We start from the raw sequence: 16,217 nt of genomic DNA on the forward strand, positions 1-16,217 counted from the left end.
TTCTGTCTTTTAATCAAATACGTCAGCTCCTAAGAACACAAAATAGAGTTTCGGAATATTGTCGACGCGGGGATTATATGATCGTTTTCTATATTCAACTCCAGAGTATCATCCCGGTTTCCCTCTAAAATATCCGGGGTATTTTTCGACTTCTCTGCTTTAAACTTACTATCGATAAAAACCAGCACCCGTTCAATCTCGTCCCGCCACAGCTTCCATGTGTGATTGCCATTGGTAATCCGGAGTTCTGACGGAAGCTTCTTGTTCTTAAGTTCCTTATAGAGCGCAAAGGTGCCTTCGTAGAGCCCAAACCAGTCATCATCCCCAACCGTCAGGTATGTATGGGGAAAACCCTCTGGCTTTGCATTTTTCAGCGCCGTAAAAACATTTTCACGGTTAAAGGTCTCAACGGAAAAGGGATCACCATAAGCACCAGCAAAAAGCTTTATCTGAACAGGTTTAAAACTGTCTGCACTTTCAACGTTGGGAAAAATTGCTGGACTTAGGCCTGCTGTGACGATGAAATTTTCCGGTGCCTCAAATGCAAACTTCAACGCTCCAAATCCACCCATAGACAATCCGGCAATCGCGCGCGTTTCTTTGACCACTTTGTTTGCCAAAAGATCTTCCATCACGACAGGAAGCTCCTGTCCAAGGCCAGATTGAAAAGCGCCATGCTTTTCCGAATTAAGATACCAGGACTTGCCAGCAGAGGGCATCACGACAACAAGGGGATCAATCACATGATTAGCAATCAACCGATCCAAAGTCTCAGCGACCCGCCCCGCTTTTAGCCAGTCTTTGTGCGATCCGCCATACCCATGTAAAAGGTAAAGAACGGGGTATAACCTGTTATCAACACAATATTTTTCTGGCAAATAAACCGAATACTCCAAAGGAGCATTAAAGCTCGGCAAGGTAACTTTCTGATCTGTAAGCACGAGGCCTTGGGCAACGGTTGTTGAGGACCATACCAGTCCCAAAGAAAGACAGAGAGCTGTCAGGACAATACGGCCAAAACAAACATCAAAGAAAAGATTAAGTACTCTACGCAAGTGTCCCCCTGATCAAAAACTCTCTTACTCTGCTGGCTGTGCCGCCGAACGGCCTCCTCGGTCGGCGTCAACTTGTGGCTTTAAATCCTGTTGAGCCTTGGGATCAGCATCAGGCTTTGGCACCTGACGCCACGGGGATGATTTAACCCACGCCATCAAATAGGCATACCCCAGAAGCAAGATAATACCAGCTACATTGACCAATGTCAGTCCAAAGGCATCGCGGCCAATCTGATCCAGAACAATTCCCCCTGTCCAGGATAGGGTCATGCCCAATAGGAAAACTGGTAGAGCCTGCTGCCCACATTTGATCAACGGTTTGAAAAAACGGTGCCTCAGGATTTGTTCCCGGCCTTTCAGCAAGGTCACGCAAATATAGGCAAGGGCCAGAAAGTGTATCCAGCGTAAAAGACCAAAGTTGGTTTTCTTAAAGCCCAGAATAAGTTCGGCACGGACATCCTTCAATTCAGGTATGGCACGCATAATCGGCCAGTTACTGATTGGAACCAGGACAAGCACAAAAATGATACAGGCAATAAGCAGCCATTTGTTAGGCGGTGGGGCCTTGATCCACCCTGCGGATATGGCAAAGCCTGTGAAGAACAGCAACTGCCAGGTCAGTGGGTTAAAAAACCACGGACGATCAGAAAAAGGTTCAGCCGGGAACTCTAGCTGCCACTGCCAGGTGGCTGCATATAAAGCGATTGAAAATACCGGAACCAGATAAGGATGCACCCGGGCAAGAAGGATAACCACAGGGACGAGAGCCAAAACGCCGATATACATGGGCATGATATCGAAAAAGTTAGGTACATAGGTCAGGGTGAACAAGGCCCCAAGAGCCTCGGCTGTATTATTGAAAAAATACGGTAGATTAAGCTTGGTAATATAGTTGAAATCAACGAAGTAAGCCGTTGCAATGGCACAGATTGTCGCCAGAACAAAAAATAATCCCAGATGCGCGACGTAGAGCTGAACACAGCGAATCACGATACGCATCGTTCCCATAAAAAAACCGGAACGACGAAAGGTACCGCCAAAGGCAATTGCAGCCGCAAAGCCCGAACAGAAAACAAACATTTCAGCCGCATCACTGGGTCCAAAACGTGCCGGAATAAACTTTGCCCAATAGTTGCCGGGGACATGTGCGACAAAGATAATCAACATGGCAACGCCACGGAAAAAATCCAACCGAGGATCACGCTCTTTTTTTACTGTCCCCATAGCTCCGGCAGTTTGGGCTGCTTGTGATAATTTATTGTCTGTAGGTCGCTCGTTCGCTTTATACATGCACTATTTGTCCAGCACTCTTTATCAGGCACTCTTTAATCTGGCCGATTCACAATTCGTAAAAGAGGTCTCTATAATGAAAATGATACCTGATCAACTCCCCGTACAGTAAACCTTGTTCGCGAACTTGTGATGAGGATTGTATACCCCTTCACTTTGGGAAAGTTTACAAAAAACCAATCTATTATGGAGAGACACGAATCATAATAAGGTAAAAAAAATGCAATGACACAGAAATACCCCTTGAAAAAGCATTACATTTCAGCGACTTCCTCTGTATTAATTTAAACTTGAACCATTGCACTATGAACCGTAGAAAATTCCTTCTCTCCTCTGCAGCTCTCGCGACCTCCGGGTTAATTACCGGCGTGATTTCGAGCCCCTTTGCCAATAATAACGCTGGCAAGGATGTTACCCGTTACGACGATGTCATACAAAAAGCACAGCTTCTTTCGCAAACTGCCTATAACAAACCAGAAAGTACCATAAGTGATTTTTGGAAAAGTATGACAGTCGAAGAGTTTTCCAAAATTTACTACAACCCCAATAAACCACTCTGGAATGATGGTGGCCCCTATCAACTACAGTTCTTTCACCCCGGCGGCCCTTGGTTCCACGATACAGTTGACATCAACCTACAGGAAAATGGCGAAGAAAAAGGTCAAACCATTCAACCCGGCATGTTCTGGTATGAGGGTAAACAACCTGCTCCGTCAGATATGGAAGATTTGCATTTTGCCGGTTTCAGGGTTCATCATCAGCTCAACAGTGAATACTATGATGAATTGATCTCTTTCCTGGGATCCAACTACTTTCGTGTATTGGGTCAAGGCCAACAATACGGCCTGTCAATCAGAGGGCTTGCAATTGATACTGCCGAGCCAACAGGCGAAGAATTCCCGCTTTTCAAAGAGTTTTGGCTGGAAAAACCTGAAAAAGACTCTGACGAAAAGAACCTAGTTATCATGGCCCTGTTGGACAGCCCAAGCATCTCCGGGGCCTATCGCTTCTCGATTCAACCGGGCAAAGACACCGTTGTTGATGTCGAGGTTTCTCTTTTCGCCCGAGAGAATATCAATAAGCTTGGCCTTGCGCCCTTAACCAGCATGTTCCTGTTTGGCGAGAATACAAAGGGACTGGATGATTACAGGCCAGAAGTGCACGATTCAGACGGTTTGATGGTTTGTACATCCTCTGACGAATGGATCTGGCGTCCCTTGACCAGACGCAAGAACCTCACAATTTCTGCTTTTGTAGGTGAAAATACGAATGGTTTCGGCCTTTCCCAGCGTGATAAAAATTTCAATCACTATGGAGATCTGGAATCGCGATACCAAAAGCGTCCAAGTATCTGGATTGAACCTCAACAAAACTGGGGAAGTGGTCATGTAGAACTTGTCGAAATTCCTTCGGATTTGGAAACGACAGATAACATTGTGGCCTATTGGGTATCCGACAAACAAATGAAAGCAGGTAGCTCACTGCAATATAGTTACCGACTGACAAGCTATCTGGAATCAGAGCAATGGCCGCCAGCAGGAAAGTCGATGAGTACGCGCGAAGGCCCCGCCAACAGAGCAGGTTTTTCCTATGGTCATAGTGCACAAGCTCGCTTTTTTGTCGTAGAGTTTGAAAGCACTGAACTTAGCGAACTTCCCGCAGATAGCCCTATTGAGGCCATATTCAATTGTCAGGCTGGAAAAATATACGACGTTAAAACGTTTAAAAATACAGAAAACAAGCTGTGGCGTGTCGAGTTCAACATGAAACCGGAAAACGACCAACCTTGTGATTTACGCGGTTATTTGAGAATGGGCGATCGCGCCCTCACAGAAACCTGGACTTACCTCTACACAACAAGATATGCCTAAGGCTGGATAAACTGAATGAGCCATACAACCAACAAACCTTGCAAGATTGACGTCGCGAAAACAAAGCGTAGACGCAGATCTTTGCTTCTCTTGTTGCTCAGCCTAACCGTCGGTGCACTTAGCACAAATCTAACGCTCAACCTTTTTGAAAACGGCTTGAGTCTGCTCGAAGGCATCTATGTACTTCTCTCGACAATTGCCTTTCTCTGGATCAGCCAATCATTCTGGACGTCTATTATCGGCTTTGTCATTCGTGCTTTCCATCACACAAATGCAGCAAAAACTGTTGCGCCCATCGCACGCGATCTGGATCCCAAAGCCGCGCCGGAAGGCAAAATCGCTGTCGTCATGCCCGCCTATAACGAAGATCCTGAGCTGGTTTTTCTGGGGATGGAACAAACGCTTAGGTCCGTACTGGCAACAGGACACGGTAATTCGTTTGAATTCTTCCTTTTAAGCGATACAACAGATCTATCCATTGCTGCCCAAGAAGAAACATTAGCGCAGGAATTACTACATCGCTATGCCCTGCAGGGAAAATTCCACTATCGCAGAAGAGAAAAGAATACGCATCGTAAAGTCGGCAATATCAAAGATTTTTGTGATCGTTGGGGAGATTCTTTCGACTATATGGTTGTGTTGGATGCGGACAGCATCATGTCAGGCGAAACAATCCTAAATATGACCAGAATGATGGATAACAATCCCAAAGCTGGTTTGATACAAGCACTGCCACGCGCTATGGGACAAAAAACCCTCTTTGGCCGTCTGACACAGTTCAATATCAGATTGACAGGGGAGTTGTTCACAACAGGCCTGAGCTACTGGACAATGAATGACGGCAACTATTGGGGCCATAATGCCATTCTTCGACTGTCGCCTTTCATGGAACACTGTGACCTTCCCATATTGTCAGGCCAAGGACCTCTATCCGGTGAAATTCTGAGCCATGATTTTGTCGAAGCAGCCTTTTTGCGTCGCGCAGGACAAGACGTCTGGATCTATCCGGAAGGCAAAGGAAGCTACGAGCAAGTACCAACCAATATCTTGGATCATATCATAAGAGATCAGCGTTGGTGTCAGGGCAATTTCCAGCATATGCGTCTGATAACCGAGAAGGGGCTCAAGAAGGTTAGCCGCATCCACATGCTTATGGGTGCGATGAGTTACGGGTCCTCTTACCTCTGGATGATGTTGTTATTGATGAGCGCCTTTTTGGTGACTGAACGCACCATGCCAATCAGTCCGGTTATTCCCCTGCCCTACGAATGGTCAATGCTGACACCCTACACAGCCTCACCGCTAACTTTGTTTATCATTGTTATGAGTATGCTGTTTATGCCAAAAGTTTTGGCACTCCTCCTCGCTTACAGAGAAGCATCTGCCTATGGCGGTGCCATTAAACTCACCCTCAGCAGCATTCTTGAAATGGTTTTTTCTGCCATTTCGGCACCAGTTATCATGATATTCCATGTTCGTATCATATCGGCACTACTTATTGGCAAAACAGTGCAATGGAATGCCCAGAGCCGAAGTGGGCGCAGTATTCCATGGAAAGAAGCCTTTAAACAGCACAGAGCACACTTTCTAGCTGCTGTTGTGCTTGGGTTTGTTTACCTAAATCAAGCGCCCGAACTTTTGTTATGGCTAGCACCGATTTTAACTGGCCTGATTTTTGGTGCTCCCTTGGCTGTTGCTTTTGGACAGGAAAAGATTGGCTTGTTTTTACAACGCCATGGCATTCTTCTCATCCCAGAAGAAACTAGACCACCTGAAGAATTACCGCTGATATTTACTCGGAATATACAGGAAAGCTTTCCGCTTGGTTCAACAGAACTTACCGCGAAAGCTGCTGAATAAAGTCCCCTTTACCTCACAAAAAAAACAGCCCCAATTGGTAATTAATTGGGGCTGTTTTTTTATAAGCTGAATATATCTCTGGATCAGGTGGCTTTTAGGTCCTTCTTTTTATCCTTGAATGCAACAAAAGCAGTTGCAAATAGAATAAAACAACCAGCGATATAGAAATTATAGCCCGGTATAATACTGAAGAAAAAGAAATCAGAAAAGACAGCAAAAATCAGAGATAGATATTCAAACGTCGCCAACTTCGATGCTTCACTGAACTGATAACTCAAAGTCATCATAATATGTGCCACACCACCAGCGAGCCCGGAACCAATAAGCAGCATTAATTGTGTTGTGTCAGGCGTCGGCCACCCAAATGGTAATGTTGCCAAGCCAGCAAGAGTACAGGTCAAAGCAAAATACAATGCAATTGCCCCTGCATTTTCGGTAAGGGCCAAACTGCGAATTTGGATCTTAGCTATCGCCGTAAATCCTGCCATGACAAAGCCCAGACCAACACCTATCAAATACCCCTGATCAACATCAAAATCATTTAACTGCGGCAAGATAAGCACCAGCATCCCCGCAAAACCAAAAACAACGCCAACCCAGCGTACTTTGGAAACGGCCTCGCCCAAAACCAGTCGTGCAAGAAGAACCGTCAAGATTGGTGCCAGATACCCTATGATCGTTGCATCCGCAATTGGCAGGTATTTTAGAGAAGCAAATGAAGCAAACATAGCAACACAGCCAAAAAGGCATCGCGCAACATGGCCCCCAGGGCGTTTGGTTTTTAAGCCTGACGGGAAATCACCCGTTAGAAAAAGAAAAATGACCAAGGGAATCAATGCAAAGGCACTTCGATAAAAAACCGTTTGTCCAACAGGGAAATCTGTTGCCAGCATTTTGATAAAAAGAACCATAATCGTAAAAAATAATGTGGCACCTATTCGCAATGATATGCCTTTAAAATCAGAACTCATTTTATTTTTCCAAAAACTGGTTATTTTTTTAAAACTATTTATTTTTCAGAGGATTGAAGGTGATCACGGAAGTGATCTCCCATAAGGTTAAGTATGAGAACAGTTACTAAAACGGCTATCCCAGGAAAGATCATGACATGTGGTGCCGTTAACATGTACGGCTTTCCATCCAGAAGCATTGCCCCCCATTCAGCTTGGGGAGGTTGAACACCAAAGCCCAGAAAGCTCAATCCTGATATTGATAGAATTGTTCTAGACCATGAACTGGTCCAGATCACAACAACACTCAATATTATATTTGGCAGATAATGCCTTGATAAAATTAAATAATACGGAAGTTTATTTAACTTGGCCTGAACAACATAATCCCGTTGTTTTATATCGCCGGTCAGTGCACGGACCAAACGTGCAAAACGCATCCAGCTAACAAGAATTAATGCGATCACCATATTGACAGTATTTGGTCCCAAGACGCCTGTAATTACGATTGCAGCAATTAATTCCGGAAATGCAAAAAAGCTATCCGTCATCCGCATACAAAAGCCATCAACAAACCGCCCAAGGGAACCGGCAAGCAAGCCTATTATCATACCAATGACAGCCCCCGCAGTTGAAACAATCAAAGCAAGTCCCACCGACCATCCCGCGCCATATAAAATACGGGTAGCAATATCACGCCCCATCTGATCAGTGCCGAACCAATTCTTCCAACTCGGAGAACTAAGACGATTTAAAAAATTAGTTTCGACAGGATCATATGGTGTCATTGCAAAACCAAGCAGAACGAGCCCAATCAAAAGACCAAAGAATAAAAGAAAGAAACTGTGCTTTTTAAAAACAGTCTGTGTTTGAATGTACAATGCCAGAGCATATTTTTGCGCCAGAGTACATTTTTGAAAAGACAAATAGTTAAAAGAAAAGAGGTTCATGAAATAACTCAACTCATTATCTTCATCGGGATACAGGGTTGATAAACCATTGAAAAATCTCAACAGCACTATTTATCGTTACATAAGTCACCGCCGAAAAAATGACGATACACTGGATGATGGGAAAGTCTCTACTCATCACAGAATGCACCAATAAAGATCCAATGCCGCCGCGGGCAAAAACAACCTCGACAATAACGGCCCCTTCCAAAAGATAAGCCAAATCAAGACCGAGCATTGTTATAAAAGGAACAAAAGCGTGCCGAACAATATGTCGGCAGAAAAGCTCCTTTGGCCCAACACCTCTTATTTTCAAGGCTTCAAGAAACGGAGCAGCACTTGCTTCAAGTAAAAAGGATCGGATCAAACGGGTTTGAGAAGTCAACACCCATAAGCCCAATGTTGATGCTGGCAAAATAAGGTGCGCAAGACTTCCTGTTCCATAGGCTGGTACCCATTGAAGTTTCGCAGCAAAAACAAAGATAAAGATAAGGCCTAACCAGTAAGAAGGGATTGCGGCTCCTATTGATGACAGCGCAATCGCAAAACGGTCGATAAAGCTTTTTGGTTTCCACACAGAGATTAAACTGAGCGGAAGAGCAAGAGACATTCCAATAAGCAGGGATAAAACTGCTAACTCCATTGTTTCTTGTAACTGACTAATAAAGATCTCACTGACAGGTTCCTGAGAAATCAAGGAAACACCGAAATCCAGTTGAATAAGATCCAGAGCCCAATAGTAAAACTGTACAAAAAATGGTCGATCGATACCTGTCTCTAGCCTGATCTGTTCAACCAATTCGACAGAGGCACTGCCTTCGCCGATATAACGAGCATTTGCGATAGCCAGGGCTTTGTCCCCGGGCGCATAATAGTACAGCAAGAAGGTTAGAAACGAGACACCCAAAAGTACAAGAATTAGGCTGATTGCCTTGATTAGAGCAACACGCATAAAATTATTCAACGTCATGCCACCCGAAACTCTTCTGTCTTCTTTTGAGGTAATGAACCCAAGATATAAGCAGCTTCCAACAATTCTTGACCATATATACTTTCCGGCCCTTGGAAGAATAGGTTTACATCCTGATATTCTTCTACTTTCCCACTATTTAGTAATAAAATTCTGTCCGCATAATGTCGTGCAAATCCCAAATCGTGGGTGACAAATATATAGCTTAGATCGTTTTGTTTTTTTAACCTGTCCAGAAGTTGGGCTATCTGTTTTTGAATAATGGCATCCAAGGCACTTAATGGTTCATCGAAAAATAGAATATCCGGTTTGGCAACAATCGCCCGCGCTATGCATATGCGTTGAGCTTGTCCCAAAGAAATTTGAGCCGGATATCTATTTTCCAAACTTTCAGGTAACTCTACGTCTCTCAACGCTTGCAAAACAGCATGGTCGATCTCAACAGCCTGCAGTGATGACTTGTATAAGCTTTCAGCAATTGACCGTTTTATTTTTTGACGTGGGTTCAGCGCAGCAATTGGGTCCTGCATAACAATCTGCGTTGATGGTAACCCGATTTGGGATTGTTCCGGACTCTGATAGACGTGTCTATCCAACATTACACTTCCCAAGGATAAGGGAACTAACCCCAGCAGAGCACGCAGCAACGTTGTTTTCCCCGATCCACTTTCACCGATGATACAGAGAGTTTCTCCGCGGCTTAGTTTAAAATTGATATTCTCAAGAAGAGTTTGATCTTGCAGCCGTACAGATAAATTATTCACTTCAAGCATAGTCGAGCCCCCAATGCCGATGCTTAACCAGATTTGAGGTATAGGGATGCGCGGGAGAGTTCAAAATTTCGCCTGTTGTTCCCACTTCCAATAACTTTCCAGTTGAAAGAACAGCAACGCGATCAGCGAACTGAGTTGCCAACGCCAAGTCATGGGTAACCATTATCACAGAGATATTATTTTCCTTCGCTACTTTGGTAACTTCAACCAAAGCTTTTGCCGCGACAATCGGATCTAATGCAGATGTAGGTTCATCAAGAATAATAATTTTTGGCTTCGCAACGAGAGCAAACGCGAGAAGAAGTCGTTGTTGCATTCCCCTGCTCCACTGATGTGGAAATTTTTTATCAAAGGCCTTAAGATTCAACTGCGAAAGAATATGTTGAGAAAACCGACGGTCTTCAATGTCCTGCTCTTTGTCTGATTGAGTTCCTTTTAAAGTCCTCATCGCCCTTAATGCCTGTCGCCATTGCCATTGCAAACGTTTCAAGGGATCCAGCCCTATACTGGGATTTTGAGGAACATAAGCCAATGAATTTGCAGTTAGAGATCCATACGATTGGTCAAGGGCAAGGTCTTGCTGTTGTCCATCGAATGTTAAAGACCCCGAAACACTGAATCCACGAGCAGTGACTCCCAACAAGCTTCTCAGTAAAGTGGTCTTTCCAGCACCAGACTCTCCGACGACCGCAAGAGTTTCACCAGACATAACATCCAGATCAATGCTATCAAGCAAAGTCTGACCGCCGTAAGTGACGGTCAGACTAGATAGCTCTAAAAGAGGGGGAAATTCCTTACCCTTCAATATCCAACTCCGTAGAAGCCAGATAGGTCTCTGCTGGGTGGATTTTATATCCCTTAACTTTACCATTCCCGACGGATACCTGTGATTTATGAAACACAGGTATCAGAGGGAGATCATCGGCGATAATTTCTTGGATTTTATCGTAGATAACTTTGCGTTTGGCATAATCAAATTCACCACGGCCTTCTTCCAGCAAAGCATCAAGTTCAGGGTTTTTGTAGCCCGAGAAATTATACCCGGCCTCTGAATCAAGCAATGTAGAAGGAAAATAATCCGGGTCGCCCTGAGGTGCCGTTCCCCATGCTTGCAGGTGCATTTGAATTTCACCAAGCTTCAAAGCATCGTTATTTGCCTGAAACTCACCCATGGAAATTTCGACTTCAAGTCCCAGTTTACTGAGCAAAGCCTGCGTAACCTCAAGCGTTGGCTTCAGAGCTAGGCGACCTTCGTATGATCTCAGTTTAAGAACAATGTTATCACCATCAATTTCCCGAATACCATCATTATTCGTATCTGTTATTCCGGCTTTATCCAAAATTTCCAAGGCCTGCTTTGTATCGTAGGGAGACTTTAGACCTTCATTAATCCATGACTTCATTGACCCCGGAAAAATAGAGTGTGCAGGGTCACCGCCAACGCCAGCCAAAGCAGCCTCAACAATCAAATCCCGATCCAACCCCAGAGAAATCGCTTGCCTCAGATCTTTGCTAGCCAGTGGGCCATCAGCTGTTCGAACCTGATAGAAAAATAAGCGTGTTGTCGCACCAGAAAAGCGCTGTCCCTGATTATCGTTTTCAAGTGCAGCGAAATCAGGCTCTGAATAATTGGTCACAAGATCAACATTGCCCGCCTTCAAAGCAAGTGCTGCAACTGACGCATCTGGAATGGCATCAAAAACAATACCATCAAGTTTTGGTTTTCCGCCCCAGTACTCATCAAATGCTTTGGTGTGATAGTTTTTTTCCGTTTCTGCAGAAACAAAAACAAAAGGCCCGGTTCCAACGATAGGAAGCTTATCGCTGCCTTCTTTAATGACTGATGCTGTTGGTTCTGTCAGGGACCAGATAAAGGCTGAATTTGGCTTATTTGTTTCAAAAACAAGCGTTCGATCATCCTTAAGAGTAATCGTTTTGATATCCAGCAATTTGGTAAGGCGTGGATTAAACGCAGTATGATCTTTGTCATTTAATTTGGAAAATGAATCTTTAACAATACTTGCTGTTAAAGGGCTTCCATCATGAAACTTAACATTTTCACGTAATGTAAACTCCCATTGGGTTGGACTAATATTACGATAGTTTTCGGCCAGACGCGGAAACATTTCCATTTTATAGTCCAAACCAACCAATGTCTCGGACACACCCGCTTTGTTGCTCAACCAGCCATTTTGACGCGCTCTTGGATCTGGCACTGAACTTTTTGGACCAAAAGGTACAGCAATTGTTATTACTTTTTCAGCTTTTATCTCTTCCAGGGAATACGCAAAATTAATAGAGACTGGGCCAACCGTACTTGCCGTAAACGTAATAAATCCGGACGCAAGAACAGCCCTTAATGATCTTTTTTTCATAACTAGAAAGCCTGTGAACAATTAGGAGAAATCCGAGAAAACATCAATTCGAGTCTTCAGACGCACAAGATATACACAATGTTATAACATAACAATCAAAAAATAAACGCTTAAATATTTAGCAAAACAAAAACAAAAATAATACAATTAAATATTACAATTCAATAAGTTAGATACAATTGAAGTCATCCCATTTCAATTGATCGAGGAATATCAACGGTCGCATTCAGACCCTGAACCGGAAGATTGATCAAATCAAAATGCCCGTTATGGGCTTGAATAACGCTGTTGACGATACTCAACCCAAGACCACTGCCCCCGGTTTCTCGATTTCTGGATTTCTCTAGTCGATAAAAGGGTTTGAGAACATTTTCCATCTCATCCTCGGGAATGCCCGGACCTTTATCCATGACTTCGATCAAAACACGGCCTGGTTCTATAGTTAAGCTCACCTTTGCCTGAAATCCGTATTTAACCGCATTCGCAACAAGGTTTGTAATCGCGCGTTGTAAAGCTTTGGGCCGCCCCTTCATATTCCCCTTGAGCATACCATCCAAAGGTACTGACTTTTCGTGGGAACTAAAGACTGTGCCAGTTGTTCTCAGGGTTGGGTATTGAATAGGCATAAATGTAACGGGCATACCAACATCGGAAAAATCATCACAAATACTTTGAACGAGCGACACGATTTCAAAATACTCTTCATCCTCTCTTTCCAAGCCACCCTTAAGAAAATCAATCGCGTCTCTTGTCATGCCAAGCATTAGATCGAGATCAGAAAGGATCTTGTTACGTAAACTTTCGTCTTCGATATATTCAGCCCGCAATCTTAAACGTGTGGCAGGCGTTCGCAAGTCGTGAGAAATTGCCGTTAGCATACGTGTTCTTTCGTCCAGAACTTCTGCTTTCTCTTTCTGTTCGGCAGAAAGGCTGTGGGCGATACCTTTCGCCTCTTCTGACCAAAGGGCTGTAACACGCACGTCATCCAGATCATCGCTGCTTTCACTTAATATTTTGAAAGGTCGAAGTAAGGCCCGGGTTCCAATTGCGTAAAACACACCGGAAAAAGCCATACCAGCCAAGCAAATCAATAACCACTGGATTTCTGTAATACGAGCTTTCCAATATTTAGGACTTGAAACAACTAACCTCTCTCCATTTGAAAAAATAATGAAAAGCTTCGCCCGGCTATCGTGTCGTGCAATTGCAGATACGAGGAAAGTCAGCTTTGCGGTTAGGTCTTCAGGGGGATAATCAGACTTGAGGATCCTTTGGCGTGGATTACGATCAAGAAGCTCAAGGTAAATGCGCGGATTAGGTCCATACTGTGAGTTGGTATTAAGAAGGGAATAGTCCTCTAAAGACTGTGCCTCATTCAATTCATCTTGCTTGATCAGAGCAAACTGAACAGCATCAGATCGATTAAAGTTCTCAACGGAGAGAAGCCTGCGCTCTAGCGGCATACGAGAGATATCTTCATAAACCCGTGCGATAACAGGCCCAATCCAGGTCGTTTCAGCTATTTCCGCTCTACGGTTGATAATAGCTCCGACCCCGACAGATGCAAAACTCGCGGCAAGAAAACCACATAGAAAGCCAAAAAGAAGAATTCTGGGACGTATTTTGGTCGGAAGATATTTTTCAAAAAGGCGTACGAACATACCAGTAATTACAATCTGCTTTGAACAGGTGACACAGTATTCACGGAAACCTTTTCAGCAAAAATATACCCCTGTCCTCGCACAGTTTTGATCAGCTTGGGTTTATCTGCATCATTTTCAAGCTTCTTCCGTAATCGACTGACCTGAATATCAATACTGCGATCAAAGGCTATTGCTTCAACTCCTCTGGTCGCATTAATCAAATCATCACGAGTTAACACTTTTTGTGGCTGTTCCAAAAAGGCGATCAACAGCGCAAACTCACCAGAAGAAAGGTGAACAACAAATTTGTCAGGTGAACGTATTTCACGCTTTCCCTCATGTAGCTGCCAACCGGAAAATTTGAAAACTCTATTGGCAATGCCTTGATCTATATAAATATTATCGTCTGTACCTACTCCACTAACACGACGAAAAATCGCTTTCATTCGGGCCAAAAGCTCTCTGGGATTAAAGGGCTTTTCCAGATAATCATCTGCCCCGACTTCCAACCCAACGATACGATCAGCATCCCCCGTTACAGCCGTAAGCATAATAATAGGCACGTCAGATTTCTCACGAACAGAACGGCACAGGCTTAGACCATCTTCACCGGGAAGCATGATATCGAGAATAATCAGATCAATAGACCATTTATTCATCTCCCGACGCATTTCTTCGCCAGATCCGGCTTCAGAGACTCTAAAACCACGTTGTGTGAGAAACCCCGTCAAAAGATCTCTTATTTCTTCATCATCATCCACAATCAGCAGATGTTTGGCCTTTTCCATTCACTTACCTGTCATATTTCGCTACTGCGGCAAACCATTAAAAAGAAAATACTTTACCGCTGAATTGTAACGGTTTGTAACGAAGCACGTGATCTGCAATCTTCTGTTACCTTAAAGTAGTCGCAAGTTACACGCGTTAGGGTTTTACTGAGGCTATCGGAACCCGAGTATTCTGAACAGCTAACTATAATCTATGGAATGCTCGTTGGCTCTTTGTCAACACTACATTGGACCATACTTACAATTGGATCCACTTCACACGGGGAGGAAAATGGGAATGAAATCTTTTACTCAAAAACTCGCGCTTACAACGGCTTTGGTAAGCTCTATTGCACTAGGAGCAATCTCTGCTCAGGCAGAACCAACAGCAGAAGTGCTTCACTACTGGACATCAGGCAGTGAAGCGAAAGCTGTGAAAGCACTAAAAGAAGACTTTGAAGCCAATGGTGGTAAATGGCTCGATGCGCCCGTCGCTGGTGGTGGCGGAGATGCACAGGCCGCTGTTCTTCGTTCACGCGTTCTATCTGGCAACCCGCCTGCTGCGGTACAGATCAAAGGCTTGAGCATTCAGGAATGGGCCGAAGCTGATGCACTGGGTGACCTGACCAAGCTTGGTGAAGAAGAAGGTTGGGATGACGTTCTGCCACCGCTGTTACAGAAAATTGTTAAACATGACGGTAAATATGTTGCTGTTCCTGTGAACATTCACCGTGTTGACTGGATTTGGGCAAACCCGGAATCTTTGGCAAAAGTCGATGGTGAACCACCCCGTACATGGGATGAATTCAATGCCCTCGCGGACAAACTTCAAGCCGCAGGCATTACCCCTCTCGCTCATGGTGGGCAACCATGGCAAGACGGTACTGTATTTGAAACAGTCGTACTCGGAATGGGCGGCGCTGAATTTTTCAACAAAGCTTTTGTCGAAAAAGATGCCACGACAATCAAATCCGACACCATGAAAAAAGTTTTTGACCAGATGCGTAAAATGCGCGGCTATGTTGATGCAGATTTTTCCGGACGTGATTGGAACCTGGCAACAAGCATGGTGATGCGCGGCGAAGCAGCAATGCAGATCATGGGTGACTGGGCAAAAGGTGAATTTCTTGCAGCAGGGAAAGTCCCTGGTAAAGATTTCCTTTGTGTTCCCACACCATCCAACGGCGGATACATTCTTAACTCTGACAGCTTTGCAATGTTCAATGTCAGTAGTGAAGATGACAAGGCCGGTCAAGCCTTGCTCGCACGTTTGATCCTGGGCGAAAAGTTTCAGGAAACCTTTAATCTCTACAAAGGTTCTATTCCGGCAAGAATGGGCGTATCAACGGAAAAGTTTGATGAATGCGCAGTGAAGTCCATGGTCGATCTGCAATCCGCATCCGAAAGCGGTGCATTGGTTGGATCAATGGCTCACGAGATCGCTGCTTCTGGCGCAATTCGCGGTGCAATTCTGGATGTCGTTACGGAACACTTCAATTCAGACATGACATCAGATGTTGCCGTTGAGCGTCTAGCCGAAGCAATCGAACTGGCTGAGTAACCTCCCTAAAGACTGACGGTGCTTCCCCTGTAATATCCATTAGTAGGAATATTCATTGGAAACACCGTCATCTTTTTTAAACTAAGCATGTTAAATGCATGCGCGTTTCAAAGCTTTCCTCTTTGTATGTATCAATGACTGGATACATCAAT

At 44.3% G+C, this 16,217-nt stretch carries 13 protein-coding genes; 3 read left to right on the top strand and 10 right to left on the bottom strand.

Annotated elements, in window-relative coordinates; translation table 11 throughout:
- Window positions 1-29: 29 nt before the first annotated feature.
- Window positions 30-1,055, bottom strand: coding sequence for an alpha/beta hydrolase (locus tag BKB51_RS00600; protein ID WP_085899165.1), 1,026 nt, complete (start codon window positions 1,053-1,055; stop codon window positions 30-32).
- Window positions 1,056-1,079: 24 nt separating this feature from the next.
- Window positions 1,080-2,345, bottom strand: a complete 1,266-nt coding sequence (locus BKB51_RS00605) for an OpgC family protein (RefSeq protein ID WP_218043931.1) — start codon at window positions 2,343-2,345, stop codon at window positions 1,080-1,082.
- Window positions 2,346-2,650: 305 nt separating this feature from the next.
- Between BKB51_RS00605 and BKB51_RS00610 the strand changes: the two genes are divergently transcribed.
- Window positions 2,651-4,216, top strand: a complete 1,566-nt coding sequence (locus BKB51_RS00610) for an OpgD/OpgG family glucan biosynthesis protein (RefSeq protein ID WP_085899166.1) — start codon at window positions 2,651-2,653, stop codon at window positions 4,214-4,216.
- Between the two features lie 15 nt (window positions 4,217-4,231).
- Window positions 4,232-6,076 carry a glucans biosynthesis glucosyltransferase MdoH gene (mdoH, locus tag BKB51_RS00615; protein WP_085899167.1) on the top strand — a complete coding sequence of 615 codons (1,845 nt, stop codon included), beginning with the start codon at window positions 4,232-4,234 and terminating at the stop codon, window positions 6,074-6,076.
- Window positions 6,077-6,159: 83 nt separating this feature from the next.
- Here the strand turns inward: mdoH and BKB51_RS00620 are convergent, their stop codons facing one another.
- The 8 genes from BKB51_RS00620 to BKB51_RS00655 form a co-directional block, all read right to left on the bottom strand.
- Complete coding sequence (locus BKB51_RS00620; protein WP_085899168.1) at window positions 6,160-7,047, bottom strand: DMT family transporter; 888 nt, start codon at window positions 7,045-7,047, stop codon at window positions 6,160-6,162.
- Window positions 7,048-7,085: 38 nt separating this feature from the next.
- Entirely contained in the window at window positions 7,086-7,976 is an 891-nt protein-coding gene (locus tag BKB51_RS00625) for an ABC transporter permease (RefSeq protein WP_085899169.1), read from the bottom strand.
- A gap of 22 nt (window positions 7,977-7,998) precedes the next feature.
- On the bottom strand, window positions 7,999-8,946 hold the full coding sequence (locus BKB51_RS00630; protein ID WP_198946584.1) for an ABC transporter permease: 948 nt from the start codon (window positions 8,944-8,946) through the stop codon (window positions 7,999-8,001).
- On the bottom strand, window positions 8,943-9,719 hold the full coding sequence (locus BKB51_RS00635; protein WP_085899170.1) for an ABC transporter ATP-binding protein: 777 nt from the start codon (window positions 9,717-9,719) through the stop codon (window positions 8,943-8,945). Before BKB51_RS00635 ends, BKB51_RS00630 begins: the two co-directional genes overlap by 4 nt.
- Window positions 9,712-10,524, bottom strand: coding sequence for an ATP-binding cassette domain-containing protein (locus BKB51_RS00640; RefSeq protein ID WP_158090101.1), 813 nt, complete (start codon window positions 10,522-10,524; stop codon window positions 9,712-9,714). The genes BKB51_RS00635 and BKB51_RS00640 overlap by 8 nt, the downstream gene beginning before the upstream one ends.
- A complete protein-coding gene (locus BKB51_RS00645) occupies window positions 10,514-12,094 on the bottom strand; it encodes an ABC transporter substrate-binding protein (protein WP_085899172.1) in 1,581 nt (526 codons plus the stop codon). The genes BKB51_RS00640 and BKB51_RS00645 overlap by 11 nt, the downstream gene beginning before the upstream one ends.
- Before the next feature lie 185 nt (window positions 12,095-12,279).
- On the bottom strand, window positions 12,280-13,755 hold the full coding sequence (locus tag BKB51_RS00650) for a sensor histidine kinase (protein WP_085899173.1): 1,476 nt from the start codon (window positions 13,753-13,755) through the stop codon (window positions 12,280-12,282).
- An 8-nt stretch (window positions 13,756-13,763) separates the two neighbouring features.
- Window positions 13,764-14,525, bottom strand: a complete 762-nt coding sequence (locus tag BKB51_RS00655; protein WP_085899174.1) for a response regulator — start codon at window positions 14,523-14,525, stop codon at window positions 13,764-13,766.
- 277 nt (window positions 14,526-14,802) lie between these two features.
- Between BKB51_RS00655 and BKB51_RS00660 the strand changes: the two genes are divergently transcribed.
- A complete protein-coding gene (locus tag BKB51_RS00660; RefSeq protein ID WP_198946585.1) occupies window positions 14,803-16,065 on the top strand; it encodes an ABC transporter substrate-binding protein in 1,263 nt (420 codons plus the stop codon).
- Window positions 16,066-16,217 lie beyond the last annotated feature (152 nt).

The sequence above is a fragment of the Kiloniella majae genome (genome assembly GCF_002118315.1).
GTDB classification, from domain to species: domain Bacteria; phylum Pseudomonadota; class Alphaproteobacteria; order Kiloniellales; family Kiloniellaceae; genus Kiloniella; species Kiloniella majae.